This window comes from Pseudomonas sp. P9_2 (genome assembly GCF_034008255.1).
Classification (GTDB): domain Bacteria; phylum Pseudomonadota; class Gammaproteobacteria; order Pseudomonadales; family Pseudomonadaceae; genus Aquipseudomonas; species Aquipseudomonas synxantha_A.
In genome coordinates this window covers 1,592,753-1,619,358 of sequence record NZ_CP125376.1, presented here as the reverse complement: position 1 = coordinate 1,619,358, position 26,606 = coordinate 1,592,753, and the positions used below count along the sequence as shown (strand labels likewise).

Sequence of the window (26,606 nt, the reverse complement as noted above, 5' to 3'; positions counted from 1 at the left end):
GATGGACCCACACGGCCGGTGTGAAACGCTCAGAAGCCACGAGGGCCAAGGCATTTCACGCGAACGCACATAATAAAGGAGATTCACCCCATGAGGAAATCGCTACTCGTCTTGCTGCTGTGGGCCCCCGTCACCATGGCGTTGATTCCCAAGCCCGCTGAACGCCTGGATCACGCGACGCAACAGGCCATCCAGCATTTTTTACTGCATAACCGGATTGTCGATACGCCCCAGGACCTGGACAACGCGCCTTATATCGTCGCAGCGCAAGGCGGTCGTGTGCTGGGGGCCAATGGTGAGCGCGTGCATGCTCGCGGTCATCTGGACCCGGCCCAGCCAAGCTACGGGATCTTTCGTCGAGGCAAGGTCTACACCGACCCAGGCACCCAGGAGCTACTAGGCATCAATGCCGACGATATCGGCACCGCACGCTTTGTGCTCGCCGACGACCTCACCACCCTGGTGGTGCAGCGGGTTACCCAGGAAATCCGCCCAGGTGACCGCTTGCTTGGTGCCCAACGTCCAGTCGCGCTGAACACCCTGGAGTCAGCCAAATCAACGGCTTTTATCGCAGGGCACATCATCGACATCCCCAGGGGCGTCACTCAGATTGGTGTGCTGGACGCCGTGACCCTGAACAAGGGCCGCCGCGATGGATTGATCGAAGGCCAGTTACTGACGGTGATCAAGGCGGGTGCCACGGTGCGAGACGTCCTTACCGGCACGCCAACACAGCTCCCGGAAGAACCGGCCGGCACCCTTCTGGTGTTTCGCACCTATGAAAAACTCAGTTACGCCTTGGTGCTCAGTGCTTCACGCGCGCTGGCTGTAAAGGATCGGTTCGAGACCCGTCAACAAGCGCAATAAATAGCCTGCTAAATAAGTTACCAACAGAGTTATCCACAGCTTGTTCCGGTCAAGGATGATCAAATGAATCCGATAAACAGTAGCGAAATTTCTCCGGCAGAGCTGGAAGCCCGACTACGCTTGCACAGGCTGCCAGAACTGGGTCCCAAGCGTTTTCACGTATTGATCCAAGCGTTCGGCTGCGCCTCCAAGGCCCTCAGTGCCCCTGCCAGTGCCTGGCGTTCCCTCGGGGTGCCCGCCATCAGCGCAGATGCTCGGCGTAGCCCGCAAATCCGTGATGGCGCCAGTGCGGCATTGGCCTGGTTAGAGCGTCCGGCCCAGCATTTGCTGATGTGGGACCAACCTGAGTACCCGGCCTTGCTCGCTCAGATCGACGACGCACCGCCGCTGTTATTCGTTGCGGGCGACCCGGACATTCTGGAAAAACCACAGTTGGCCATGGTCGGTAGCCGGCGTGCTTCCCGCCCCGGCATGGACACGGCCGCCGCCTTTTCCCGCAGCCTGGCGAGCGCCGGTTTTGTCATCACCAGTGGTTTGGCGCTGGGCATTGACGGCGCAGCACACCAGGCAGCGCTGGAGGTGGGCGGTCGTACAGTCGGGGTGCTTGGCACCGGGCTGGAAAATTTTTATCCACAGCGCCACCGCAAGCTCGCTGCCGCGATGATTGCCCAAGGCAGCGCGGTGATTTCTGAGTTTCCGTTGGACGCGGGGCCCCAGGCCGGTAATTTTCCACGGCGCAATCGGATTATCAGCGGGCTGTCGCTGGGGGTTCTGGTGGTGGAAGCCAGCATGGCCAGCGGTTCGCTGATCACCGCACGGCTGGCCGCAGAGCAAGGGCGCGAGGTGTATGCGATCCCGGGCTCCATTCACCATCCCGGTGCCAAGGGTTGCCATCAACTGATCCGTGATGGCGCGGTGCTGGTGGAAACCATCGAACACATCCTTGAGGCGCTGCGCGGTTGGCAGGCGTTATCGCGCCCTGCGCCGGTGCCGATCACTCACCCACTGGTGGCACTGCTGCATGCTGCGCCGCATACCAGTGAAGCCCTGGCGATTGCCAGTGGTCGGCCGTTGTCCCAGGTGCTGGCAACTCTTACGGAGCTGGAACTGGAAGGCCAGGTCATCTGCGAAAGCGGGCGCTGGCTGGCGCGTTGCCAGGTTTAGGAGCTGCCGGTTTTTGGCGCTGGGTTTTGTAACGAAGATCGGTAAACTGCCCAGAGCTTTAGTCCGGAGATTAAATAATGGTCAACAGGTGGCGTGTGCTGCAAGCCGCACGGGAAATTCGCGCAGGCGCGGTGATTGCCTATCCGACCGAGGCGGTCTGGGGCCTGGGTTGCGACCCGTGGAATGAAGAAGCGGTGGATCGGCTATTGGCGATCAAGAACCGCTCAGTGGACAAGGGCCTGATTCTGGTAGCGGACAACATTCGTCAATTCGACTTCCTGTTCGAAGACTTCCCGGACACCTGGATCGATCGCATGGCCAGCACCTGGCCCGGGCCGAATACCTGGCTGGTGCCCCACCAGGACTTGTTGCCCGAATGGGTCACGGGTATACATGACACCGTGGCGTTGCGGGTTACTGATCACCCATTGGTGAGAGATTTGTGCGCCCAGGTCGGGCCGTTGATCTCCACGTCGGCCAACCCTCAGGGGCGCCCGGCGGCACGCACGCGTATTCGCGTGGAGCAGTATTTCCGCGGGCAAGTGGACTTGGTGTTGGGTGGCGCGCTGGGTGGGCGCAAGAACCCAAGCCTGATTCGGGACCTGGCGACAGGTGAGGTCGTGCGCCCCTCCTGAGACCGAGGCGCGGCCATCGCGGGCAAGCCCGGCTCCCATATTTGATCAGTCACCGCGGTCAAATGTGGGAGCTGGCTTGCCTGCGATGACGCACTCAAGGCAACAGAATGGTTGAGCCAGTCGTGCGTCGCGCCGACAACTCGGTCTGCGCTTTGGCCGCATCCGCCAGCGGGTAGCGCTGGTTGATATCAATGCGCACCTTGCCGCTCTTGATCATCGAAAACAGATCGTCCGCCATCGCCTGCAAGTTCGCCGGATTGTTGGCGTAGGTCGCCAGCGTCGGGCGGGTCACGTACAGCGAGCCCTTGGCCGACAGAATGCCCAGGTTCACCCCGTCCACCGCGCCCGACGCATTGCCAAAGCTTACGACCAAACCCCGTGGCGCCACGCTGTCCAGAGAGGTCAGCCAGGTGTCCTTGCCGACGCCGTCGTACACCACCGGCACCTTTTTACCGTCAGTCAATTCCAGCACACGTTGTGCGACATTCTCCTTGCTGTAGTCGATGGTTTCCCAGGCACCCAGGGATTTGGCCAGGGCGGCCTTTTCCGGCGAACTCACGGTGCCGATCAGCTTCACGCCCAGAGCCTTGGCCCATTGGCAGGCCAGGGAGCCCACGCCACCGGCAGCAGCGTGGAACAGGATGGTTTCGCCGCCTTTCAATTCGTAGGTCTGGCGCAGCAGGTATTGCACGGTCAGGCCCTTGAGCATGGCCCCGGCGGCCTGCTCGAAACTGATGTCATCCGGCAGGTGCACCAGGTTGGCGGCGGGCAACACATGCAACTCGCTGTAGGCACCCAGCGGGCCGCTGCCGTAGGCCACACGGTCGCCGACTTTGAACTGGGTGACTTCACTGCCCACGGCGTCGACGACACCAGCGCCTTCAGCGCCCAGGCCCGATGGCAGCGCGGGCGGTGCGTAGAGGCCACTGCGAAAATAGGTATCGATGAAGTTCAGACCGATGGCCTCGTTACGCACCCGGACCTGTTGTGGGCCAGGCTCCGCTGGCGTGTAGTCCACATACTCAAGTACTTCGGGGCCGCCGTGGGCGCTGAACTGGATACGTTTGGCCATCTGCACTTCTCCTTGGGTTCGAATCTGCGTAGCCCCCTATCGGACTCCTAAGCTTGATCTTCGTCAACTGCCGCGCACCTAAGTGCAGTGGCATGTGGGCGCAGTGGTATCCTGTGCGCCCATTTGCCGCCGACGCCCAATGGCCTCGCGTAGCTTTGCCCGATTCAAGGTGATGCCATGACTACCCGCACCGAGGCCGTTAAAGCCTACCTGCTTGACCTGCAAGATCGCATTTGCAACGCCCTGGAAACCTTCGAGACGGATACTCGCTTTATCGAAGACGCCTGGACCCGGCCTGCCGGTGGTGGCGGTCGCACCCGTGTGATCGAGAACGGTTCGGTGATCGAAAAAGGCGGCGTTAACTTTTCCCACGTGTTTGGCAGCGGTTTGCCACCGTCCGCCAGTGCCCATCGGCCTGAGCTGGCTGGTCGGGGGTTTGAAGCCTTGGGCGTGTCACTGGTGATTCATCCGCATAACCCCCATGTGCCGACATCCCACGCCAATGTGCGCTTTTTCATCGCTGAAAAAGAAGGCGAAGAGCCGGTGTGGTGGTTCGGTGGCGGCTTTGACTTGACCCCGTATTACGGCAACGAAGAAGACTGCGTCCACTGGCACCGTGTGGCCGAGCAAGCTTGTGCGCCCTTTGGCCCGGACGTGTACGCACGCTATAAAGCCTGGTGCGACGCCTATTTCCACATCAAGCATCGCAATGAACCTCGCGGTATCGGTGGCCTGTTCTTCGATGACTTGAACGAATGGGGCTTCGACACCTGTTTCGCCTTTATCCGTGCCATCGGCGATGCCTATATCGATGCCTACCTGCCGATTGTGCAACGCCGCAAGGCCATGGCGTATACCGAGCAGCAGCGTCAGTTCCAGGAGTTCCGCCGGGGTCGCTACGTCGAGTTCAACCTGGTCTATGACCGTGGCACCCTGTTCGGCTTGCAGTCGGGCGGGCGTACGGAGTCGATCCTGATGTCGCTGCCGCCCCAGGTCCGTTGGAGCTACGACTGGAAGGCCGAGGCCGGTAGCGAGGAGGCGCGCCTCACCGATTATTTCCTGCAAGACCGCGACTGGCTCGGCGTCGTTGCACCCAAGGCGGCGGTGTGATGGACCGTTATGTCGTGTTCGGCAACCCCATCGGCCACAGTAAATCGCCGCTGATCCACCGCATGTTCGCCGAGCAGACCGGCGAACAGCTGGACTACAGCACGTTGCTCGCGCCGTTGGAGGATTTCACCCACTGCGCCCGTGAGTTTTTTCGCCATGGCCGTGGCGCCAACGTGACCGTGCCGTTCAAGGAAGACGCCTATCGTTTGGCCGATACCTTGACCGAACGTGCCCAGCGCGCTGGAGCCGTGAACACCCTGAGCAAACTGGCGGACGGTACGTTGTTGGGCGACAACACCGACGGCGCCGGCCTGGTGCGCGACCTGACGGTCAACGCCGGGCTGAACCTGCAAGGCAAACGCATTCTGTTGTTGGGAGCCGGTGGCGCGGTGCGCGGTGCACTTGAGCCGTTGCTGGCACAGCAACCCTCTTCGTTGATCATCGCCAACCGCACCGTGGAAAAGGCCGAGCTGCTCGCTGAGCTGTTCGACGACCTGGGCCCGGTGTCTGCCAGTGGTTTCGATTGGCTACGTGAGCCGGTGGACGTGATCATCAATGCCACGTCCGCAAGCCTGTCAGGCGATGTACCGCCGATTGCCGGCAGCCTGATCGAGCCGGGCAAGACGTTCTGCTACGACATGATGTACGCCAAGGAACCTACCGCGTTCTGCCGCTGGGCTGCGGAACACGGCGCTGTGGTGGCGATGGATGGTTTGGGGATGCTGGTGGAGCAGGCAGCGGAAGCCTTCTTCCTGTGGCGTGGTGTGCGCCCTGATTCAGCGCCGGTGTTAGCCGAACTACGCCGTCAATTGGCCTGATCGTGTTCAATCTTGGAAATGGAGGGGGCAACTCTTGGCCCCTTCCAGTTTTCTTAACTCTTCGATTACTTGCGGCCTGGCCCCACGCAAGGTCAGGCTACGCCCCAACCGCGCCAACCGCCGTGCCTCCTGATGCAGCATCTCCACCCCGGAGTAGTCGATAAAATTGATCTGCTGCGCTTCGATCACCACCCGCGTGCCCTGCAGACTTTGCAGGCGTACTTGCAGGTAATGGCTGGCGCCAAAAAAGATCGAGCCACCCACGCGTAATACATCCTCGTCCCCATCGCGCCATTGCTGAACCCGTGGTTGCGAGGTGCGCTTGAGGTAGAAAAACAGCGATGCCAACACCCCGGCATAAATCGCCGTTTGTAGCTCCAGCAGCAAGGTGGCGACACACGTCAGGCCCATCACCACGAATTCGGCGCGGCTGACACGAAACAAAGCACGAATCCCTCGATGATCCACCAAACCCCAGCAAATCAGCAGGATGCTGGCGGCCATGCTGGGGATGGGAATATGCGCGATCAACGTCGCGCCGAACAACGCAAATAACGCCACCCACAGCGCGGAAAACACCCCAGCCAGGGGCGAACAAGCACCCGCCTCGTAACTGAGGCCCGAACGGGTGAACGAACCGGCTGACAGGTAGCCGGAGAAAAATCCGCCAACGATGTTGGATAAACCCTGGGCGCGCACTTCCTGGTTGGCGTCGAGTAATTGTTGCGAGCGAGCCGACAGTGAGCGTGCAATCGACAGGCTGGTCACCAACCCCAGCATCCCCACCGCCACCGCGCTGGGCAACAGGCGCAGTACCAGGTCCAGGTCCATCGGCAATGGGCTGAACGGCGGCAACTGGCCGATAAACGAACTGACCAGCGCCACATGCCCGAACATCGTCGGCCACAGCCATGCCGTCAGGCTACCCAAGACTAAAGCGATCAACAGCGTCGGCCAGCGTGGCACCAGCGACTTGAGCAGTGCGCCCACCAGCAAAGTGCCGAGCCCGAGGATCACGGACGCACGATCCCACTCACCGCCATGGTCGACCAGCGCCAGCAGGCTGTTGAGGGCGGTGGCCTGGCTCGGCAAGTCCAGCCCCAGCAGGTTCGGCAACTGCCCCAGGGCAATCACCACCGCGGCGCCCAGGGTGAAACCCAGCACCACCGAATGGGAGACAAAATTCACCAGCGCGCCAAAGCGCAGAAGGCCGAGCAACCACTGGAACACCCCGGCGAGGAAGGTCAGTAACAGGATGAGGGTGATGTAGTCCTGGGAACCTGGCACCGCCAATGGGCTGATACTGGCGTAAAGCACGATGGAAATCGCCGCCGTGGGCCCACAGATCAGGTGCCAGGAAGAGCCCCACAGGCAAGCGATCAAGACCGGGATGATCGCCGCGTAGAGCCCGTATTCCGGTGGCAGGCCGGCGATCAGTGCGTAGGCAATCGACTGTGGCAGGGCCAGTACGGCGCCACTGAGGCCGACGATGGCATCCCGGCCGACGCTGGCGCGGGTTTGGCGCGGGAGCCAGCTGAGGAAGGGGAAGAGTGTGTGGCGGTTGGGCCGGGGCATCGCAGGCTCGGGTAGAAGGTTTGGCTTAGAGTATCAGTACACACCGGCTCCCTGTGGGAGGGGGCTTGCTCCCGATAGCGGTGTTTCAGCCAATACATTCATAGCTGATAGGCCGTCATCGGGGGCAAGCCCCCTCCTACATTTGGATCGAGGCGCATCTTAGAGTTGGGCTTTGACCGCGGGCAACGCATCCTGGCCATCCAGGGTTTTCACGCCGTCGAGCCACTTGTCCAGCACCGCGGGGTTGGCCTTGATCCACGCCTTGGCCGCCTCGGCATTGCTGACCTTGTTGTTGGCCACCTGCGCCATGATGCCGTTCTCCATCTCCTGGGTGAAACTCAGGTTGGTCAGCAGTTTGGCGACATTCGGGCAGGCTTGGGCGTAACCCTTGCGGGTCAAGGTATACACGCTACCGGTGGCGCCAAAATACTGCTCGCCGCCCTTGAGGTAATGCATTTTCAACTGCACGTTCATCGGGTGCGGCGTCCAGCCGAGGAAGGTGACGAAGCGCTGTTTCTTCACCGCTCGCGACACCTCGGCGAGCATCGCCTGCTCGCTGGATTCGATCAGCTTCCACTGGCCCAGGTTGAAGTCATTCTTCTTGATGATCTCCTGCAACGAGATATTCGCCGGCGCGCCGGAGCCGATGCCGTAGATTTTCTTGTCGAACTTGTCGGCAAACGTGTTCAGGTCGGCAAAGTCACGTACGCCGGCGTCCCATACGTAGTCCGGCACCGCGAGGGTGAACTCGGTGCCGTCGAGGTTCTTCGCCAGTTGCACCACATCGCCGTTGGCCACGAACTTGTCATAAAAACCTTGTTGCGCCGGCATCCAGTTGCCGAGAAACACATCCACCTGGCCGTCCTTGAGCCCGCCAAAAGTGATCGGCACCGCCAGGGTATCGACCTTGGCTTTGTAGCCCATGCCCGTCAGCAAAAAACCGGTAATGGCATTGGTGGCGGCAATGTCGCTCCAGCCTGGATCGGCCATCTTTACCGTTTCACAGCGAGCGTCTGCGTACACATTGGCGCTGCCCAGCGCCAATATGCTCAGTACCACGGTCAACTTTTGCATGGCCTTCCCTCTGTCTGTTTATTGGTTTTGGCAGGGTTGTGGATAACGTGCCTTGCGCTCCAGGTCGTCGAGGTCGATATGGTTGCGCATGTACTGCTGACTGGCATCCACCTGTGGCTGGTGATCCCAGCTCTTGAGCGTGCCTTGAGTCAGTGCCTCAAACACCAGACGGCGGCGACGCTGGCTGGCAAGCACTTGCTGATGGATCGCCGGGATGTCCCATTTGGCCCGCGCCTCATGCAAAAAGGCCTCGAACAGCGAGCGATGCTCTGCTGACAGGCTGAGGTTTTCCCGCTCGTGCGGGTCGTTGCGCACATCAAACAGTAGGCAAGGGTCGTCTTCGCTGTAGATAAATTTGTAGGCGCCCCGGCGAATCATCATCAATGGGCTGATGGTGCCTTCGGCCATGTATTCGCCAAACACTTCGTCATGCCCGCCCTGCCCTTGCAAGTGCGGGACCAGAGAGCGACCGTCCAACGGCAAGTGCGGGTCCAGCTCGCCGCCGGCCAGCTCCACCAGGGTCGGCAGCAGGTCGGCGGTGGACACGGCCTGAGTGACCCGCCCAGCCGCGAATTGGCCCGGCGCACTGATCAGCAGCGGCACGCGGGCGGCCATTTCAAACCAGTGCATTTTGTACCAGAGGCCGTGCTCGCCGAGCATGTCACCGTGGTCGCCGGAGAAGATGATCAGGGTGTCGTCAGCCAGGCCGGTGTCTTCCAGAGTTTGCAGGAGTTTGCCGACATTGCTGTCGATGTAACTGCACGCACCGAAGTAGGCGCGGCGAGCATCGCGGATCTTATCCACAGGCAGTGGTTTATCCCACAAGTCATAGACCTTGAGCAGACGTTGGGAGTGTGGGTCCAGCTCTGCTTGGGCCGGCGTTGCAGGCAAAGGGATGTCGGCGTCGTCGTACAGGTCCCAGAACGGCTTGGGAATGGTGTAAGGGTCGTGGGGATGGGTCATCGATACGGTCAGGCAGAACGGCCGATCACCGTCCTCGCGGATATGATCGAACAGGTATTGCTGCGCCTTGAACACCACCTCCTCGTCGAAGTCCAGCTGGTTGGTGCGCACGCACGGGCCCGCTTGCAGCACCGAAGACATATTGTGGTACCAGGTGGGGCGTACGTCGGGCTCATCCCAATTCACCGCCCAGCCATAGTCCGCGGGGTAGATATCGCTGGTCAGGCGTTCTTCATAGCCGTGCAACTGGTCGGGGCCACAGAAATGCATCTTGCCCGACAACGCGGTGCGGTAGCCGAGGCGACGCAGGTAGTGGGCATAGGTCGGCACATCGGCGGGGAAATCGGCTGCGTTGTCGTAGGCGCCGATCTTGCTCGGCAACTGGCCGCTGACCAGGGTGAAGCGCGACGGCGCACACAACGGACTGTTGCAATAGGCGGCGTCGAATACCACGCCTTGGGCGGCGAGGCGGCTGAGGTTGGGCAGCTTGATCGAGGAAGGCCCGTAGAACGGCAGCATGGGCGCGGCCATTTGATCGGCCATGATGAAAAGAATGTTCTTGCGCTTCATGGTTTCTCGGCATTCCATAGTCGGTGTTTATGCCAATGAGAATGCGGCCCATGGAAAGCAGGGTAAAGCCCATGACAAGCAATGCCTAGGATAACGACAGCTTATGTATGAAGCGCTGGGTAACCTCTCTCTCGATCTGCTGCGAGCCTTCGAAGCGGCGGCGCGCCACCGCAGTTTTACCGCCGCGGCGATGGAGCTTGGCACCACCCAGCCGGCGGTCAGCCAGCAGATCAAGCGGCTTGAAGAACAACTGGCAATCCGCCTGTTTGACCGCATCTATCGCGGTATCGAACTGACCGACGCCGGCGTGCTGTTGTTCGAGCACGTACAGGGCGCCCTGCAAAGCATCAATCAAGGGCTCAGCACCATCACCCAACAGGATCAGCACGAAGTGCTGCAAGTGGCTACCGACTTCGCCTTCGCCGCCTATTGGCTGATGCCGCGCCTGCATCGCTTTCACCAGGCCAACCCGCAGGTGGATGTGAGTCTGGTTACCAGTGAGCGCAACCATGCCAGCCTGCGCAGCGATATCGATGTGGCGGTGCTGTTCGGCGATGGCCGTTTCAGGCAGGGCGACAGCCTGTGGTTGTTTAATGAGGAAGTGTTCCCGGTATGCAGCCCGCAGTGGCTCAAGGCTCAGGCCGCGCCAATGACGGTGCAATCCTTGCCCGAGTACCCGTTGCTGCACCTGCGCCAGGAAAACAACAGCCAATGGTTCGACTGGAGCGGGGTGTTTCGCGAATTGGGTATAACCGCTGCGCCAACTCCCGGACAATTGCGCTTCGACAACTACACCTTGCTGATTCAGGCTGCGATTGCCGGCCAGGGCGTTGCCATCGGCTGGCGCCACCTGGTGGATAACCTGCTGGAACAGAACTGGCTGTGCCGACCGATCAGCCCCACGGTGACCTCGCGTTTCGGTTATTACGTGGTGCAACCCCAGCGCAAACGCCGCGGGCAGTTGGTTGAGCGTTTTGTCCAATGGCTGATGGCGGAACAAGCCAGCAGTGCGCAGTCGTTGAGCGGGCTGGCCCTGCCTTCGATTGCGGTCTAGGATCGGCACATCGTGGATCCGGAGTCCGTCATGCAACGTATCAAGGGCTATCACGCCCATATCTACTTCGACGCCAGCACCATCAACCAGGCGCGCACGCTGTGTGAGGACGCCGCCAGGCTGTTCCCGTTGCGCATGGGCCGTGTGCATGAGCGGCCGGTGGGCCCGCATCCGGATTGGAGCTGCCAGCTGGCATTCGAGCCGGAATACATCGGCGTGGTGTTGCCGTGGCTGGCGCTGCACCGCGATGGCTTGGTGGTCTTCCTGCATCCTGAAACCGGCGATGACCTGAAGGATCACACCGACTACGCGATCTGGATGGGTGCTATGCGCGAGCTAAATCTGTCGGTTTTTTAACTTTCCTTATCAGATAAAACCTTGCCTTTCCCTAAGTAAAAACAGGGAGCGGCGTAGGATTAATCTTGCTTCGTCTCATTATATGGGATTGATATTTATATATTGAGATATTCCAGCGCGTAGGTTTATATTCGCCCATCTGCTTTTTTCAGCACCCACTCATTTCAGGTGAAGCGATGCAGGCGCAATTGATCGCGCTCGATTGGGGGACCAGCTCCCTTCGTGCTTACAAACTCGGCTCGGCGGGCGTTGTGCTGGAACAGCGCGCGCAAGCCTGGGGCATCATGCATTTGCCCAGCGAGCCACGGGACATCAACGGTATTCATTGCACTGACGGCTTCGAGTTGGCGTTCGATAGCGCCTGCGGCGATTGGCTCGACGCCCAGCCTGAATTGCCAGTGATTGCCTGCGGTATGGTCGGCAGCGCACAGGGCTGGAGCGAGGCGGCTTATTGCGCCACGCCTGTGGATGTCGCCAGCCTGGGCTTGGCGTTGCACCGCGTGCGCAGCCTGCGCGGGGTGGATGTGCATATTGTGCCGGGGGTGATCGAGCACGCGGGTTTACCCAATGTGATGCGCGGCGAAGAAACCCAGGTACTCGGCGTGCTGCAGGGGCTTGGGGCCCAAGTGTTGATCGGGTTGCCCGGCAGCCACTCCAAATGGGTCGAGGTGAGTGAAGGCCGCATTACGCATTTCGACACCTTCATGACCGGCGAACTGTTCGCGGTGTTGAGTAAACACAGCATCCTGGGTCGCACTCAACAGCCGAGCGAACAACTCCAGGCCGAGGCCTTTGATCGTGGCGTGCACGTGGCGCTTTCAAAGGATGGCAGGCGTGGCGTGCTGTCGACCTTGTTCAGTGCCCGTACCCTGGGCCTGACGGCTGAGCTTGCGCCCAACCAGCAGCCCGACTACCTGTCCGGCCTGTTGATCGGCCACGAACTCGCCGGTTTGCCAGACAGCGCCAAAACCAAACCGATCATCCTGGTTGGCGCCGCCCCACTCTGCGCCCGCTATCAACGCGCTCTCGCCCTTTGCGGCTTCGCCCACGTCAGCCTGGCGCAGGAAGCCACCGAGCGCGGCCTGTGGCAATTGGCCGTGGCGGCTGGGCTCACTCAACCTGTAACGGAGGCCTGACATGCTCAAGCAAGCACTCGCGCAAAACGGTTTGATCGCAATCCTGCGTGGCGTACGCCCGGACGAAGCCCAGGCCATCGGCCAGGTGTTGTACGACGCGGGTTTTCGTGTGATCGAAGTCCCGCTCAATTCGCCGGAGCCATACACCAGCATTCGCACCCTGCGCGACAGCCTGCCCGCCGATTGCCTGATTGGCGCCGGCACGGTGTTGACGCCTGAACAGGTCGAGCAGGTGAAGGCGGCTGGCGGCCAGGTGATTGTCATGCCCCATAGCGATGCCAAAGTACTGCGCGCCGCCAAGGCCGCAGGCCTGTACTTGTCGCCTGGTGTGGCGACACCAACCGAAGCGTTTGCCGCACTGGCCGAAGGCGCCGACGTATTGAAGCTGTTCCCGGCCGAGCAGATCGGCCCTTCGGTGATCAAGGCGTGGCTGGCGGTATTGCCGGCGGGCACGCTACTGCTGCCGGTAGGCGGTGTTACGCCGGACAACATGCAGGTGTTTATCGACGCCGGCGCGAAAGGGTTCGGGTTGGGCTCCGGGTTGTTCAAGCCGGGAATGACAGTGGATCAGGTCGCGAGCCGTGCCCAGGCTTATGTCGCCGCCTGGAAAGCCCTGAGCTGATAGCAAGTTCCGCGCCCGCAGGCGCTGCATCCATAAGAGAGACAAGAGATGAAAATCACCAAATTGACGACCTTTATCGTCCCGCCGCGCTGGTGCTTCCTCAAGGTCGAAACCGACCAGGGCGTGACTGGCTGGGGTGAGCCCGTGGTCGAAGGCCGCGCTCACACAGTGGCCGCCGCCGTCGAAGAACTGTCCGACTACCTGATCGGCAAAGACCCACGCAATATCGAAGATATCTGGACGGTCCTCTATCGCGGCGGGTTCTATCGCGGCGGTGCCGTGCACATGAGCGCCCTCGCCGGTATCGACCAGGCGTTGTGGGACATCAAGGGCAAGGCGCTGGGCGTCTCGGTCAGCGATCTGCTGGGCGGCCAGGTGCGTGACAAGATTCGCGTGTACTCGTGGATCGGTGGCGACCGCCCCGCCGACACTGCCCGTGCAGCCAAAGAGGCCGTGGCTCGTGGCTTCACTGCGGTGAAAATGAACGGCACCGAAGAACTGCAGTTCCTCGACAGCTTCGACAAAGTCGACCTGGCACTGGCCAATGTCGCTGCCGTGCGCGATGCGGTGGGCCCTAACGTCGGTATCGGCGTCGACTTCCATGGCCGCGTGCACAAGCCCATGGCCAAGGTGCTGATGAAAGAGCTCGACCCTTACAAACTGATGTTCATTGAAGAACCGGTGCTCAGCGAAAACTACGAAGCATTGAAAGAGCTGGCGCCGCTGACCAGTACGCCGATTGCCCTGGGCGAGCGCCTGTTTTCGCGTTGGGATTTCAAGCGCGTGCTCAGCGAAGGCTACGTCGACATCATCCAGCCGGACGCCTCCCACGCGGGCGGGATTACCGAAACCCGCAAGATCGCCAACATGGCCGAAGCCTACGACGTGGCGCTGGCCCTGCACTGCCCACTGGGCCCGATTGCCCTGGCAGCGTGCCTGCAACTGGATGCGGCTTGCTACAACGCATTTATCCAGGAGCAAAGCCTGGGTATCCACTATAACGAAAGCAACGACCTGCTCGACTACGTGCGCGACCCGGGCGTGTTCGACTATGACCAGGGCTTTGTGAAGATCCCCAACGGCCCGGGCCTGGGCATCGAGATCAACGAGGAGTACGTGATTGAGCGTGCGGCTATCGGCCATCGCTGGCGCAATCCGATCTGGCGCCATGCCGATGGCAGTTTTGCCGAGTGGTGATTTTTATCTGAAGGAATGCGCTCCCACATTGACCGCGTTCCTTCAGCACGTTTTGTCCTCAACAAACATAAAAAGAGGCACCCCATGCACCCTGAATCCCTCACAGGGCAGGCACCCTTAGTCACGCCCAGCCGAAAGCGTTTTTTCATCATGGTGCTGCTGTTCATCACCGTGGTGATCAACTACCTAGACCGCAGCAACCTGTCGATTGCCGCGCCTGCGCTGACCAGCGAGCTGGGTATCGACCCGGTGCAGGTCGGGCTTATTTTTTCCGCTTTCGGCTGGACTTACGCGGCCATGCAAATCCCCGGCGGCTGGCTGGTTGACCGCGTGCCGCCGCGCATTCTCTACACGGCCGCCCTGCTGCTGTGGTCGATTGCCACCGTGATGCTCGGTTTCGCCGCCAGCTTTATCGCGTTGTTCGTGTTGCGCATGGCCGTTGGCGCGTTGGAGGCGCCGGCCTATCCCATCAACAGCCGAGTGGTCACCACCTGGTTTCCCGAGCGCGAGCGCGCCACGGCTATCGGCGTCTACACCTCCGGGCAATTCGTCGGCCTGGCGTTCCTCACCCCGGTACTGGCGTGGCTGCAGCATCAGTACGGCTGGCACATGGTGTTTGTGGTGACCGGTGGCGTTGGCATCCTGTGGGCCGCGATCTGGTACGCGGTGTATCGCGAGCCCAAAGATTTCAAAGGCGCCAACGAAGCCGAAATCCAATTGATCCGCGACGGTGGCGGGCTGGTGGACATGCAGGCGAAAACCGTCAAGGCACCCTTCAGTTGGACCGACCTCGGCATCGTGCTGAGCAAGCGCAAGCTGTGGGGCATTTACCTGGGCCAGTTTTGCCTGAACTCCACGCTGTGGTTCTTCCTGACCTGGTTCCCGACGTACCTGGTGAAATACCGCGGCATGGACTTTATCCAGTCTGGTTTGTTGGCCTCCTTGCCGTTCCTGGCCGCTTTTGTGGGCGTGCTGTGTTCGGGGGTGTTTTCCGATTGGTTGATCCGTCGTGGCGCCTCGGTGGGCTTTGCCCGCAAGTTGCCGATCATCAGTGGGCTGCTGATTTCCACGGCGATCATCGGTGCCAACTACGTGGACTCCACGGCGTGGGTCATCGCGTTTCTGGCGGTGGCATTTTTCGGCAATGGCCTGGCGTCGATCACCTGGTCGCTGGTTTCGACCTTGGCGCCTGCGCGGTTGCTGGGGCTCACCGGAGGCGTGTTCAACTTCATCGGTAACCTGTCGGCAATCGCTACGCCCATCGTGATTGGCTTTCTGGCCAGTGGTTCATCGTTTGCACCGGCGATTACTTACATCGCGGTGCTGGCGTTGCTCGGCGCGCTTTCCTACATATTACTGGTAGGCAAGGTCGAGCGGATCGAGCTGTAAAAAAGGGCGACCTTGGAGTCGCCCTTCTTTCGCGATTACGGCACCGACATTTCGTTATGGAAAATGTTGTGTGGGTCCCAGCGCTGCTTGGTACGCCGCAGGCGGCTTTCGATGATCAGGTCGGGAAAGAAGATCTTGTACCACTGTGGGTTTTTGCCATTGGCCGGATTGCCACCGATGTAGGTCATATCGAGGTCGGGATAATTGATGTAACAACCTTCAAACTCGTCGTTGATCGGTACGCCCTGATCATCGGCGAACGCGTTGAAGTACAACCCTCGGATCCAGTCGGCATGGGCTTGATCCGAGGCGGCGCTGTCACCGCGCCAGTAACATTGTGGTTGCCACTTGAGGTATGACGAGCGCTGAGCGGCCGACGAATCCCGGCGCACCGGCCCGCTGGCGGCGTTGATCTGGCCGCCGAAAGACTGAATCTGAATGAGGCTTTGTGTCAGGTGGTTATCAGGGTCTGGCCAGGTCAATGTGGTCCAGATGGCGTCCAGCACTTGAGGGCTGAAAGGGCCCTTCTGGTAGGCCGATTTATAGCGCCCACGCTGGTTGTCCCCCGAACCGTTCAATGTCTGTTGGCACACCAGCCAGTCCAAGCGTTGAGAGGCTGCTCGGGCGGATGACACTGAGTCGATGGTGCGCCCGTTGGTAGTGCTGCGCGGCAGATGGATGACGTGAAATGGGACCAGGGACTCTGTAGCGGGCAGGCCAATGGCTGTGAGCATCTTGTCGACGAAGTCATCGAAGGGCGCCCGATCGTTCAGCTCGCCATCCTTGTCCACATAGTGAATACCCAGGGTCACATTGCCTGTGTGCTGGTGGCGCATCTCCAGCTTGGTCGCCAGGCCCCAAGTGTCCGTGTTGCTTTGATTGCTGGCGAACCATGACTGATAGGCCACCAGCAGGTTATCGAGTGCAGGCTTGGTCAGTACCGACCAGTCCCATTCCAGCACCAGCCACAGTACCTCTTTCGGTGCCGGTGGCAGGTCTTTGAAGTAATAGCTGGTGATGATGCCGAACTGTCCGCCACCGGCACCGCAACACGCGGCGAACAGGTCCAGTTCGTCCTGATTGGTGCTGTTGCGAGAAACGTGGCGCGGTTCGAGGCCTTTGCCAAGGCTGTCGGGCACCAGGATATCCACACCGCTGAGCCAGTCACATACCAGTCCATACTTGCGCGACAGCAGCCCATAGCCGCCTCCGCAAATATGCCCGCCCAAACCCACTGAATAACACGAGCCACCGGGCAGGGTTTTGTTGGCCAGCTTGTATAACGCGACATAGGCATCCCAGTTTTGTCCGCCGGCTTCCAGGCGAAAGCTGTGGCGTTCAGCAGCGCTGGGGTCCAGCTCGGAGCCGATTTGCCCATTGGCGTCGTAGACCACCTGGTTCAACGCACTGATATCCAGAATCGACAGTACCTCAAGTGGACTGTCGGGCATCTTGTTGGCGACAAAGCCTTCGTAGCAATGACCACCACTGCGTACGGTGATGCGTCCCTCGGGAAGGGCCAATGCCTGCGCGGCGGCGTCAATGATGTCTTGTGGGCTGCGGCAGAGGTAGATCAGGTTGGCGCCATTTTGCGAAGACTGACCCTGCACATTGCCCAACGGCCAGCGTAGGTTGAAGCCCTTTTGCAAGGTTGAGTGACGGGAGTCTGAAGAGGTAATGAGATCAAAGGCCATGATGTACTCCTGAGAGCCAGGGATGACTTCTGATGCAACTAACTTAACGACCGGGAAGCAAGAAATGCGGGGGGCTTGCGAGGGTGGTTAGACGGCAATAGGCATGGAAGTGCGTTGGGGTGACGTGGTGTCACCCCTCAGCGTAGCGCAAGTATCAAAACACAGGTGCTTACTTGCGTGCGTTGCGCACACCTGCCGACAGCGCCGCGCAATGACTCAGCACGCCATCAATCGCTTGCTGGTCGCTGCCGGCATTGGCGATGTGATCGATCAGTGCCGAACCCACCACTACACCGTCGGCCAGGCGCGCAATGGCCGCTGCTTGTTCCGGTGTACGAATACCGAAACCGATGCTGATCGGCAGGTCGGTGTGGCGACGCAGACGCGTGACCGCTTCTTCGACGTGTTCCAGCGTGGCGGCGCCGGCACCGGTAACGCCTGCTACCGACACGTAATACACAAACCCGGAACTGCCGTTGAGCACCGTCGGCAGGCGCACGTCATCGGTGGTCGGCGTGGTCAGGCGGATAAAGTCGATGCCCGCGGCCTGAGCCGGGTCGCACAACTCGCCGTTGTGTTCAGGTGGCATGTCGACCACGATCAGGCCGTCGACGCCGGCTGCCTTCGCATCGGCAATAAACTGCGGCACACCGTATTTGTGAATTGGGTTGAAGTAGCCCATCAACACCAGGGGGGTGTCGCTGTCGTCGGTGCGGAACTCGCGGACCATTTGCAGGGTTTTCGCCAGGTTTTGCTTGGCGTCCAGCGCACGGATATTAGCCAGTTGAATCGCCGGGCCGTCTGCCATCGGATCGGTGAAGGGCATGCCCAGCTCGATCACGTCGGCGCCGGCGGCCGGCAAGCCCTTGAGGATCGCCAGCGAGGCGTCATAACCCGGGTCGCCAGCGGTGACGAAGGTCACCAGGGCGGCGCGGTTTTGTTCCTTGAGTTGCGCAAAGCGGGTTTGCAGGCGGCTCATTTAGTGTTTCTCCTGCTTGGACTGTTCCATGTGATGCATCACGGTCTGCATATCTTTGTCGCCACGGCCCGAGAGATTGACCACCATCAGATGATCCTTGGGCAGGGTCGGCGCGCGCTTGAACACCTCAGCCAGGGCGTGGGCGCTTTCCAGCGCAGGAATTATCCCTTCCAGGCGGCAGCATTTGTGGAATGCATCCAGGGCTTCGTCATCAGTTACCGAGGTGTACTGGACGCGGCCGATGTCATGCAACCAGGCGTGCTCAGGGCCGATGCCGGGGTAGTCGAGGCCGGCGGAAATCGAATGAGCGTCGATGATCTGGCCGTCGTCGTCCTGCAGCAGGAAGGTGCGGTTGCCGTGCAGCACGCCGGGTACGCCGCCGTTGAGGCTGGCGGCGTGCTTGCCGGTTTCGATGCCATGGCCCGCTGCTTCGACGCCGATGATTTCGACGCTGGTGTCATCCAGGAACGGGTGGAACAAGCCCATGGCGTTGGAGCCACCGCCGATGCACGCCACTAGGCTGTCCGGCAGGCGGCCTTCCTGGGCTTGCAGTTGGGTGCGGGTTTCCTTGCCGATCACGGCCTGGAAGTCGCGCACCATGGCCGGGTAAGGATGTGGGCCGGCCACGGTGCCGATCAGGTAGAAGGTGCTGTCGACGTTGGTCACCCAGTCACGCAGGGCTTCGTTCATGGCGTCTTTGAGGGTGCCGGTGCCGGCGACCACCGGGATCACTTCGGCACCCAGCAGCTTCATGCGAAACACGTTGGCCTGCTGGCGCTCGATATCGGTGGTGCCCATGTAGATCACGCATTGCAGGCCGAAGCGCGCGGCAACGGTAGCGGTGGCTACGCCGTGCATACCGGCACCGGTCTCGGCGATGATGCGCTTCTTGCCCATGCGTCGCGCCAGCAGGATCTGGCCGATGCAATTGTTGATCTTGTGCGCGCCGGTGTGGTTCAGCTCTTCGCGCTTGAGATAGATCTTGGCGCCGCCACAGAACTCGGTCAGGCGTTCGGCGAAGTACAGCGGGCTTGGGCGTCCGACGTAATCGCGCTGGAAGTAGGCCAATTCTTCATTGAACGCTGGATCCACCTTGGCCGCTTCGTATTCACGGGCCAGGTCGAGGATCAACGGCATCAGCGTTTCAGCCACGTAGCGGCCGCCGAACGCACCAAACAGGCCGTTGGCGTCAGGGCCGTTGCGTAGATCGGTCTGGGACTGGGTCATGGGACGCTCCAGGAAGAGATGTGTTTAAAGGCAATGACGGTCACTCTACTCGTGACGCCTTGGCCTGAAAACCGATAAGATCGCCGTAACCTGTCAGGAAAACTCACAGATGAGCCGCGACCTTCCACCCCTCAATGCCCTGCGCGCGTTTGAAGCCACCGCCCGCCTCAGTAGCGTCAGCCAAGCCGCCGAGCAACTGCACGTGACCCACGGTGCGGTCAGCCGGCAGTTGAAAGTACTGGAAGAACATTTGGGTGTGAGCCTGTTCGTCAAGGATGGACGTGGCCTTAAACTCACAGATGCAGGCGTTCGGCTTCGGGATGCCAGCGTGGAGGCTTTCGAGCGGTTGCGGGACGCGTGCGCCGAACTTACCCAAAGCAGCGCCGACGCACCCTTTGTGCTCGGTTGTTCGGGTAGCTTGCTGGCGCGCTGGTTTATCCCCCGGCTGGGGCGCTTGAATGCCGACTTGCCCGATTTGCGCCTGCACCTGTCGGCGGGCGAAGGCGATCTGGACCCCCGGCGGCCTGGCCTGGACGCCTTACTGGTATTCGCCGAGCCGCCGTGGCCGGCCGATATGCAGGTGTATGAGCTGGCCAGCGAGCGAATCGGCCCGGTGTTGAGCCCTCGTTTCGCAGGTTTTGAACAGTTGCGTCAGGCTCCAGCAACGGCATTGCTAAGCGAAGCGTTGTTGCACACCACCTCACGACCCCAAGCCTGGCCCAGCTGGGCGCGGCAACACGGCATCGAGCCCGGCGCGTTGAAACTCGGCCAGGGGTTTGAGCACTTGTATTATTTGCTGGAAGCGGCAGTAGCAGGATTGGGAGTGGCGATTGCGCCAGAACCACTGGTGGCAGAGGACCTGCGAGCGGGTCGCCTGGTGGCGCCGTGGGGCTTCAGCGAAACCCCGGCGCACCTGGCTTTGTGGCTACCCAAGCGCGCCGCAGACGGGCGCGCCGGGCAGTTGGCGCAATGGCTCAAGGCTGAGCTGTTGCGTCAACCGGTGTAACCGGTCAATCAGTCACCGCGCTTGCACAGCAGGTAAGCCGCCAGCAGGCCCAGCGCGCCCACGGCGACGCCCGCGGTCGTCCATGGGTGCTCTTGTGCGTAGTCACGGGTGGCAGCGCTGGTTTCGCGGATTTTGACTTTGCTTTCTTCATAGGCGTCGCTGATCAGGTGGCGAGAGTGCTTGAGGGCGTTCTCGGCATTGCTTTTCAGGGCCTTCAGCGTTTTGCGCGACTCATCGGACGCGTCGTCCTTGAGGCTCTCCAGAGATTTGAGCAGGCTCGAAATCTCGGCTTCCATGCTTTCCAGCGACGCTTTGCGTAAAGAAGTGTTGGCCATGTGGACATCTCCTGAAGTGATTGAGTGGCGTGTGTAGATACCGACTGCGCCGGTTTCAGAAAGTGCAGTAATTCTGAACTTTCACCTCCAAGCGGTCGCCAGAAGCAGTAAGCACATTCGCTGCTAGTCTTGATTGACGACCTACAGGAGAAACGCCATGAGTGATCATCACACCTACAAGAAAGTCGAATTGGTGGGCTCTTCCACCACCAGCATCGAAGACGCAATCAACAATGCTCTGGCTGAAGCCAACAAAAGCATCAAGCACCTGGAGTGGTTCGAGGTGACTGAAACCCGTGGTCACATCAAGGATGGCAAGGCTGCGCACTTCCAGGTCACCCTTAAAGTGGGATTCCGAATTGCCAGTAGTTGACCGGGTGAATTGAACTTTGCCCGCTGGCCGATTGCCATAACCTGCGCTACAAACAACGGGTGCCGATGCGATGAGCGTCGGCACGCTCTTTTTTGATCAGCGCAAGGAAGGTAACGGATGAAGAAGTTTCTGTTGGCGGTGGGTTTGTTGAGCATTGCGGGTACGGCTCTGGCGGCCGGTAAGCCTTGTGAAGAGCTGAAAAGCGAAATTGCAGCGAAAATCGACGCCAAGGGCGCTTCGGGTTATTCGCTGGAAGTCGTGGATAAAGGCGCTTCGACCGACGCTAAAGTGGTCGGCACCTGCGAAGGTGGCACCAAGGAAATCGTCTACAAACGCGGTTAATCTCGTGTTGCAGACATAAAAACGACGCACAGGTGCGTCGTTTTTTTCGCCTGGGATTTAGCCCTTCATCACCTGTGCCAGCAGCTCGTAGGAATGAATCCGGTCGGCGTGCTCATAAAGGTCACTGGTAAAAATCAGCTCATCGGCGCCGGTCTGCTCGATCAACACCTCCAGCTTGGCGCGAATCTTCGCCGGGCTACCCACCATGGCCAGGCCAAGGAAGCTACCCACTGCGTCTTTTTCATGGGGCAGCCACAAGCCGTCCATGGTGTTTACCGGTGGGCGCTGCACCAGGCTCTGGCCGCGCATCAGCGCGAGGATGCGTTGGTACATCGAGGTGGCCAGGTAATCGGCCTGTTCATCGGTATCGGCTGCCACCAGTGGAATGCCGAGCATCACGTAGGGCTTGTCCAGTACCGCCGAAGGCTTGAAATGATTGCGGTACACACGAATCGCCTCATGCATCAGGCGCGGTGCGAAGTGGGAGGCGAAGGCGTAGGGCAAGCCACGCTCACCGGCCAATTGCGCGCTGAACAGGCTCGAACCCAACAGCCACACTGGCACATTGGTGCCCGTGCCCGGTACAGCGATCACCCGTTGGTCGGGCGTACGCGGGCCCAGGTAGGCCATGAGTTCGGCTACGTCTTCGGGGAAGTCATCGGCACTGCCGGAGCGTTCACGGCGCAGGGCGCGAGCGGTCATCTGGTCAGAACCGGGCGCGCGGCCCAGGCCCAGGTCGATACGGCCTGGGTAGAGGCTTTCCAGAGTGCCGAACTGTTCGGCAATCACCAATGGCGCGTGGTTAGGCAGCATGACGCCGCCGGAACCGACACGAATGGTCGAGGTGCCGCCAGCCAGATAGCCGAGCAATACTGAAGTGGCCGAACTGGCGATGCCATCCATATTGTGGTGCTCAGCCACCCAGAAGCGGTTGTAGCCGAACTTTTCCACGTGTTGGGCCAAGTCCAGGGAATTGCGCAGCGATTGCGCCGGGCTGCCATTGGCACGCACGGGCACCAGGTCGAGGGTCGAAAACTTTACGTCGGACAGCGATTTCATCAGCCTGCTTCTCCAATAGGGCGTACAGGCTTTTTTAAACCAGCTAAAACCTGCCGCTGCATGTGCATACTTCATGCAATGAGGGCATATACCCGAGATTCAATAGGTGGCTCCGAAATTTCCTACTGTATCGCTAGGTTTCTCCGACAAGGTGAACTTTGCCCACGGGTCTATCCTCAGAACCCTTACTGACGCAAAACCACCGTTCGAGGAGAAAGCTATGAGTATCGTTAAAAAGGCATCCGCGCATTGGGAAGGTGATCTGAAGACAGGCCTGGGCTCCATTTCCACTGAAACCGGCGTGCTGCGCGAAGCGCCCTACGGCTTCAAGGCCCGTTTCGAGGGCGGCAAGGGCACCAACCCTGAAGAGCTTATCGGCGCAGCTCACGCCGGCTGTTTCTCCATGGCGTTTTCCATGATTCTCGGCGATGCCGGGCTCAAGGCTGACAGCATTGATACCCAGGCCGAAGTGACCCTGGACCAGGTCGAGGGCGGATTCGCGATCACTGCCGTGCACCTGATCCTCAAAGCCAAGATCCCGGGCGCGAGCCAGGCGCAGTTCGATGAATTGAGCAAAAAGGCCAAGGAAGGGTGCCCGGTGTCCAAAGTGCTGAATGCAACCATCACCTTGGATGCCACGCTGGTCAACTGACACAGCAGTACTCATGTGTGGGAGCGAGCAAGCCCGCTCCCACATTTTCAGTTGTGCGTTAAATCAGAACTCGTGTTTGTAAAATGTGGTCGAATAGCCCATGCAGCCTAGGCGCACACTCGTGCGCAGCGCATTCAGGGAGCTACACACATGAAACGTTTTGCCTTGGCAATCATCTGCGGTGTATTGGCCACTTCGGCCGTGGCCGCGCCAAAAGATTGTGAAGAGCTCAGGAAAGAAATCGAAGTGAAGATCCAGGCCAAGGCGATTCCGTCCTACACCCTGGAAATAATCACTGCCGAAGAAGCCGAGAACCATGACAGCGCCATGATCGTCGGTTCGTGCGAAAACGGTACCAAGCGCATCATCTATCAGAAAAACAATGACTGACTCAGATGCAGTTGACGCTGCGTTCTTCGGCCAGCAACTGGCGCGCTGAGTCATACAGCCGGATGTTGGGCGTGAACGCCAGCGAGCGACCTTCGAGCACATAGCGTTGGCCGGCCTGGAAATGGTCGTACTGCAGGGTCATGAAACAGGTGCGATACATCATCTGGCTAAGGCCCCCCAAACCGCCGCCGGCGGGCACTTCAAAGTCAAAGCGCACCATCAGCTCGTGAGGGCCGGGAGGCATTTGGAAGAAGCGCCCGTCGTTGAGGTTTTTCCCGTCCAGGCGCTGAGCCATGACCAATTTGGAGCCCGGCGTCGGCGTGGTGAAATCCACCCAGGCCTGTTGCGGGTCGACAGGCGGGATGGGGGCCGAAGTGCAAGCGCTGAGCAGGAGGGCGGCAACGGGCAATGGAAACTGACGCATGGCAGGTACTCAACGCGAGAAGAGCCTTGAGTATAAACATGCCGCGCCATGGAAAAATTCCGTTCAAGCGCGATAGTCTGGCGAATAAATCACCCAGGAGCAGTCGGGGCATGATCAGGTGTTTTCTTCCAGGGTTGATGGTTGTGCTACTCAGCGGTTGTTCCAGCGTCAGTTATTACAGCCAGTTGGCGAGCGGTCAGTGGCAGTTATTGCGGGCCCGGGAGCCGGTTGCCGAAGTCATCGCCGACCAGACTCGCCCTCAACTATTGCGCGAGCATCTCGTGCAATCGCAAAAAGCTCGCACCTTTGCCAGTGAGCACTTGCATCTGCCTGATAATCAAAGCTACCGGTTATACGCCGATATCGGCCGGCCCTATGTGGTCTGGAATGTCTTCGCCACGCAGGAATTTTCTCTGGCTCCTGAAAACCACTGCTTTCCCATCGCCGGTTGCGTTGCCTATCGCGGCTACTACAACCAAGGCGCGGCGCGTGGCGAGGCGGCGCTGTTGTGGCAACAAGGCATGGACGTGTCGATCGGTGGCGTCGAAGCCTATTCCACCCTGGGGTGGTTCAACGACCCGATCATGAGTTCGATGATGAGTTGGGGTGATGAGCGCCTCGCGACTCTGATCTTCCACGAACTGGCCCACCAGCGTTTCTACGTGAAGGATGACACCGAGTTCAACGAGTCATTCGCCACGTTCGTCGAGCAGGAAGGCACCCGTCAGTGGCGGGCGGCACGGGGCCTGGCGCCTGTCAGCGATGCGGCGTTGAAGCAACGTGATCAATTCATCCGGCTGATTCTCGATACCCGCAAACGCCTGGAGGCATTGTATGCGCAGCCGTTGGCAGCGCAGGTGATGCGGCAGGCCAAGGCCGTGCAGTTCGAGCGCTTGCGCACTGAATACCGGCAGATGCGTGATCGCCAATGGGGTGGCGACAAGCGCTATGACGCTTGGATCAACCAGCCGATGAACAATGCGCGACTGCTGCCATTCGGGCTGTATGACCGGTGGGTGCCGGCGTTTGCGGCGTTGTTTGCGCAGGAGGGTGGGGATTGGGTGAGGTTTTATAAGGCGGTGGAAAGGTTGGGCGGGTTGCCGGTTGCGCAGCGTAAAGCAGCGTTGAGGCAGTTGGAGAGTGTTGGCCCTTAGGGCCTCATCGGGGGCAAGCCCCCTCCCACATTTTGATATGTGAACACATTCAAGTGTGGGAGCGGGCTTGCTCGCGAAAGCGGTTTCAAGAGCGCTGCAAAAATGCCTGGTGCATCTGTGCCAACGTCTCGAAGTGCCAGGTCGGCGCCTCGGCACTCAACTCTTCGAAACTGCCGAACCCATACCCTACTGCCGCCGAATCCAACCCATTGCTGCGTGCGCCGATCAGGTCATGCTTGCGATCACCGATCATCAAGGTAGTGGCCGGGTCCAGCCCTTCCTCACGGATCAAGTGGGCGATCAACTCGACCTTGTTGGTACGCGTGCCGTCCAGTTCGCTGCCGTAAATCACCTTGAAGTGCTTGGCAAAGTCGAAATGCCGCGCAATCTCGCGGGCAAATTCCCACGGTTTGGAGGTGGCCACGTAAAGCCGGCGCCCTTGGCTGTTCAGGTCTTCCAGCAGCGGCAGGACGCCGTCGAATACGCGGTTTTCATACAGCCCGGTGACCTTGAAGCGCTCGCGGTAGAAATTCACCGCTTCCCAGGCCCTGGCCTCGTCGAAACTGTAGAACTGCATGAACGCTTGCAGCAGCGGCGGGCCGATGAAGTGTTCAAGCTTGGTCAGGTCAGGTTCGTCGATACCCAATTTGCCAAGGGCGTACTGGATCGAACGAGTGATGCCCTCACGCGGATCGGTGAGCGTGCCGTCCAGGTCGAAGAGGACCGTTGGGTGGTTGAGGGTCATTGATCGAATCCTTCTGCCAGGTGCAGGTCTTTGAGCTTCACGTAGTTCGCAGCGCTGTAGGTGAAAAAGGCGCGCTCCTTGTCAGTCAGCGCGCGGACCTGTTTAACCGGGCTGCCCACATACAAAAACCCACTGTCGAGTTTCTTGCCGGGTGGCACCAGGCTGCCGGCGCCGATGATCACGTCGTCCTCGACCACGGCACCGTCCATCACGATGCTGCTCATGCCGATCAAGACGCGGTTGCCCACCGTGCAACCATGCAGCATGACTTTGTGGGCGATGGTCACGTCGTCGCCGATCAGCAGCGGGAAACCATCAGGATTGAACGGCCCTGCATGGGTAATGTGCAACACGCAGCCGTCCTGCACACTGGTGCGTGCGCCGATGCGGATGCGGTGCATGTCGCCGCGAATCACCGTCAGCGGCCAAACCGAGCTGTCGGGGCCGATTTCGACATCGCCGATCACCACCGCCGAAATATCGACAAAAGCCCCGGCGCCCAGGGTTGGCGTGTGGTTCTGATAGGTGCGAAGGGTCACGATAGCCTCTCTCTCTTCTGCTGATAGCTGCGGTGGGTGTTGATTGTAATTAAGATGGCCCCATCTTTGTTCTTACATGTTTCT

Annotated in this window: 29 protein-coding genes; 17 read left to right on the top strand and 12 right to left on the bottom strand. The window is 60.2% G+C overall.

The genetic code is table 11. The features are described 5' to 3' along the window. Positions 1–90: 90 nt before the first annotated feature. The 3 genes from QMK52_RS07040 to QMK52_RS07030 all read left to right on the top strand — a co-directional run bounded on the left by QMK52_RS07040 (position 91) and on the right by QMK52_RS07030 (position 2,666). A complete protein-coding gene (locus QMK52_RS07040) occupies positions 91–867 on the top strand; it encodes a hypothetical protein (RefSeq protein WP_005783384.1) in 777 nt (258 codons plus the stop codon). Positions 868–930: 63 nt separating this feature from the next. Continuing rightward, entirely contained in the window at positions 931–2,031 is a 1,101-nt protein-coding gene (dprA, locus tag QMK52_RS07035) for a DNA-processing protein DprA (RefSeq protein ID WP_320403957.1), read from the top strand. Positions 2,032–2,108: 77 nt separating this feature from the next. Continuing rightward, the gene (locus QMK52_RS07030; RefSeq protein ID WP_320403956.1) at positions 2,109–2,666 is read left to right on the top strand and encodes an L-threonylcarbamoyladenylate synthase; all 558 of its coding nucleotides are present in this window, start codon (positions 2,109–2,111) and stop codon (positions 2,664–2,666) included. 94 nt (positions 2,667–2,760) lie between these two features. Here QMK52_RS07030 and QMK52_RS07025 read toward each other — a convergent pair whose 3' ends face one another. Next, positions 2,761–3,738: a quinone oxidoreductase family protein gene (locus QMK52_RS07025; protein ID WP_032878594.1), complete on the bottom strand. Its 978-nt coding sequence runs from the start codon at positions 3,736–3,738 to the stop codon at positions 2,761–2,763. 177 nt (positions 3,739–3,915) lie between these two features. Between QMK52_RS07025 and hemF the strand changes: the two genes are divergently transcribed. Together hemF and aroE are read left to right on the top strand one after the other, a co-directional pair. After that, entirely contained in the window at positions 3,916–4,848 is a 933-nt protein-coding gene (gene hemF, locus QMK52_RS07020; RefSeq protein WP_122732747.1) for an oxygen-dependent coproporphyrinogen oxidase, read from the top strand. Then, positions 4,848–5,666 (top strand): shikimate dehydrogenase, encoded by an 819-nt coding sequence (gene aroE, locus QMK52_RS07015; protein WP_194439662.1) that lies wholly within the window; start codon positions 4,848–4,850, stop codon positions 5,664–5,666. The genes hemF and aroE overlap by 1 nt, the downstream gene beginning before the upstream one ends. A gap of 6 nt (positions 5,667–5,672) precedes the next feature. Here aroE and QMK52_RS07010 read toward each other — a convergent pair whose 3' ends face one another. From QMK52_RS07010 to betC, 3 genes are all read right to left on the bottom strand, one after another. Further along, complete coding sequence (locus tag QMK52_RS07010; RefSeq protein ID WP_078822699.1) at positions 5,673–7,241, bottom strand: SulP family inorganic anion transporter; 1,569 nt, start codon at positions 7,239–7,241, stop codon at positions 5,673–5,675. Positions 7,242–7,400: 159 nt separating this feature from the next. After that, the gene (gene choX / locus QMK52_RS07005) at positions 7,401–8,315 is read right to left on the bottom strand and encodes a choline ABC transporter substrate-binding protein (RefSeq protein WP_194439666.1); all 915 of its coding nucleotides are present in this window, start codon (positions 8,313–8,315) and stop codon (positions 7,401–7,403) included. A gap of 18 nt (positions 8,316–8,333) precedes the next feature. Then, a complete protein-coding gene (betC, locus tag QMK52_RS07000) occupies positions 8,334–9,848 on the bottom strand; it encodes a choline-sulfatase (RefSeq protein WP_194439668.1) in 1,515 nt (504 codons plus the stop codon). Positions 9,849–9,951: 103 nt separating this feature from the next. Here betC and QMK52_RS06995 point away from each other — a divergent pair, with 103 nt between their 5' ends. The 6 genes from QMK52_RS06995 to QMK52_RS06970 all read left to right on the top strand — a co-directional run bounded on the left by QMK52_RS06995 (position 9,952) and on the right by QMK52_RS06970 (position 15,603). Continuing rightward, positions 9,952–10,902 carry a choline sulfate utilization transcriptional regulator gene (locus tag QMK52_RS06995; protein ID WP_320403955.1) on the top strand — a complete coding sequence of 317 codons (951 nt, stop codon included), beginning with the start codon at positions 9,952–9,954 and terminating at the stop codon, positions 10,900–10,902. A gap of 30 nt (positions 10,903–10,932) precedes the next feature. Further along, positions 10,933–11,259 carry a DOPA 4,5-dioxygenase family protein gene (locus QMK52_RS06990; protein ID WP_122732751.1) on the top strand — a complete coding sequence of 109 codons (327 nt, stop codon included), beginning with the start codon at positions 10,933–10,935 and terminating at the stop codon, positions 11,257–11,259. A 176-nt stretch (positions 11,260–11,435) separates the two neighbouring features. Then, a complete protein-coding gene (locus QMK52_RS06985; protein WP_194439673.1) occupies positions 11,436–12,395 on the top strand; it encodes a 2-dehydro-3-deoxygalactonokinase in 960 nt (319 codons plus the stop codon). Position 12,396: 1 nt separating this feature from the next. Then, complete coding sequence (locus QMK52_RS06980) at positions 12,397–13,017, top strand: 2-dehydro-3-deoxy-6-phosphogalactonate aldolase (protein ID WP_194439674.1); 621 nt, start codon at positions 12,397–12,399, stop codon at positions 13,015–13,017. 48 nt (positions 13,018–13,065) lie between these two features. Continuing rightward, positions 13,066–14,214 (top strand): galactonate dehydratase, encoded by a 1,149-nt coding sequence (gene dgoD / locus QMK52_RS06975; RefSeq protein WP_005783400.1) that lies wholly within the window; start codon positions 13,066–13,068, stop codon positions 14,212–14,214. A gap of 84 nt (positions 14,215–14,298) precedes the next feature. Further along, positions 14,299–15,603, top strand: coding sequence for an MFS transporter (locus tag QMK52_RS06970; protein ID WP_005783401.1), 1,305 nt, complete (start codon positions 14,299–14,301; stop codon positions 15,601–15,603). Positions 15,604–15,638: 35 nt separating this feature from the next. On the opposite strand, the gene QMK52_RS06965 is transcribed toward QMK52_RS06970, so the two are convergent. The 3 genes from QMK52_RS06965 to trpB all read right to left on the bottom strand — a co-directional run bounded on the left by QMK52_RS06965 (position 15,639) and on the right by trpB (position 19,503). Continuing rightward, the gene (locus QMK52_RS06965) at positions 15,639–17,297 is read right to left on the bottom strand and encodes an FAD-dependent oxidoreductase (protein ID WP_005783402.1); all 1,659 of its coding nucleotides are present in this window, start codon (positions 17,295–17,297) and stop codon (positions 15,639–15,641) included. A 169-nt stretch (positions 17,298–17,466) separates the two neighbouring features. Continuing rightward, positions 17,467–18,276 carry a tryptophan synthase subunit alpha gene (gene trpA, locus QMK52_RS06960; RefSeq protein ID WP_005783403.1) on the bottom strand — a complete coding sequence of 270 codons (810 nt, stop codon included), beginning with the start codon at positions 18,274–18,276 and terminating at the stop codon, positions 17,467–17,469. Beyond that, the gene (gene trpB, locus QMK52_RS06955; protein WP_005783404.1) at positions 18,277–19,503 is read right to left on the bottom strand and encodes a tryptophan synthase subunit beta; all 1,227 of its coding nucleotides are present in this window, start codon (positions 19,501–19,503) and stop codon (positions 18,277–18,279) included. 109 nt (positions 19,504–19,612) lie between these two features. Between trpB and QMK52_RS06950 the strand changes: the two genes are divergently transcribed. After that, the gene (locus QMK52_RS06950) at positions 19,613–20,509 is read left to right on the top strand and encodes a LysR family transcriptional regulator (protein ID WP_005783405.1); all 897 of its coding nucleotides are present in this window, start codon (positions 19,613–19,615) and stop codon (positions 20,507–20,509) included. Between the two features lie 8 nt (positions 20,510–20,517). On the opposite strand, the gene QMK52_RS06945 is transcribed toward QMK52_RS06950, so the two are convergent. Then, a complete protein-coding gene (locus tag QMK52_RS06945; RefSeq protein ID WP_003187304.1) occupies positions 20,518–20,844 on the bottom strand; it encodes a DUF883 family protein in 327 nt (108 codons plus the stop codon). 157 nt (positions 20,845–21,001) lie between these two features. Between QMK52_RS06945 and QMK52_RS06940 the strand changes: the two genes are divergently transcribed. Together QMK52_RS06940 and QMK52_RS06935 are read left to right on the top strand one after the other, a co-directional pair. Further along, on the top strand, positions 21,002–21,217 hold the full coding sequence (locus tag QMK52_RS06940; RefSeq protein WP_005783406.1) for a dodecin: 216 nt from the start codon (positions 21,002–21,004) through the stop codon (positions 21,215–21,217). Positions 21,218–21,334: 117 nt separating this feature from the next. Continuing rightward, positions 21,335–21,559 carry a DUF1161 domain-containing protein gene (locus QMK52_RS06935; RefSeq protein ID WP_005783407.1) on the top strand — a complete coding sequence of 75 codons (225 nt, stop codon included), beginning with the start codon at positions 21,335–21,337 and terminating at the stop codon, positions 21,557–21,559. A gap of 57 nt (positions 21,560–21,616) precedes the next feature. Here QMK52_RS06935 and QMK52_RS06930 read toward each other — a convergent pair whose 3' ends face one another. Further along, positions 21,617–22,618 carry an LLM class flavin-dependent oxidoreductase gene (locus QMK52_RS06930; protein WP_005783408.1) on the bottom strand — a complete coding sequence of 334 codons (1,002 nt, stop codon included), beginning with the start codon at positions 22,616–22,618 and terminating at the stop codon, positions 21,617–21,619. Positions 22,619–22,838: 220 nt separating this feature from the next. On the opposite strand from QMK52_RS06930, the gene QMK52_RS06925 reads away from it, so the two are divergent. Beyond that, the gene (locus QMK52_RS06925; RefSeq protein ID WP_003187311.1) at positions 22,839–23,270 is read left to right on the top strand and encodes an OsmC family protein; all 432 of its coding nucleotides are present in this window, start codon (positions 22,839–22,841) and stop codon (positions 23,268–23,270) included. A gap of 150 nt (positions 23,271–23,420) precedes the next feature. Further along, the gene (locus tag QMK52_RS06920; protein WP_005783409.1) at positions 23,421–23,660 is read left to right on the top strand and encodes a DUF1161 domain-containing protein; all 240 of its coding nucleotides are present in this window, start codon (positions 23,421–23,423) and stop codon (positions 23,658–23,660) included. Between the two features lies 1 nt (position 23,661). On the opposite strand, the gene QMK52_RS06915 is transcribed toward QMK52_RS06920, so the two are convergent. Further along, the gene (locus QMK52_RS06915) at positions 23,662–24,084 is read right to left on the bottom strand and encodes a hypothetical protein (protein WP_005783410.1); all 423 of its coding nucleotides are present in this window, start codon (positions 24,082–24,084) and stop codon (positions 23,662–23,664) included. Positions 24,085–24,194: 110 nt separating this feature from the next. On the opposite strand from QMK52_RS06915, the gene QMK52_RS06910 reads away from it, so the two are divergent. After that, positions 24,195–25,238 carry an aminopeptidase gene (locus QMK52_RS06910; RefSeq protein ID WP_320403954.1) on the top strand — a complete coding sequence of 348 codons (1,044 nt, stop codon included), beginning with the start codon at positions 24,195–24,197 and terminating at the stop codon, positions 25,236–25,238. 85 nt (positions 25,239–25,323) lie between these two features. Here the strand turns inward: QMK52_RS06910 and QMK52_RS06905 are convergent, their stop codons facing one another. Next, positions 25,324–25,983, bottom strand: a complete 660-nt coding sequence (locus QMK52_RS06905) for an HAD family hydrolase (RefSeq protein ID WP_005783412.1) — start codon at positions 25,981–25,983, stop codon at positions 25,324–25,326. Next, positions 25,980–26,522 (bottom strand): gamma carbonic anhydrase family protein, encoded by a 543-nt coding sequence (locus QMK52_RS06900; RefSeq protein ID WP_005783413.1) that lies wholly within the window; start codon positions 26,520–26,522, stop codon positions 25,980–25,982. The genes QMK52_RS06905 and QMK52_RS06900 overlap by 4 nt, the downstream gene beginning before the upstream one ends. Between the last annotated feature and the right edge of the window lie 84 nt (positions 26,523–26,606).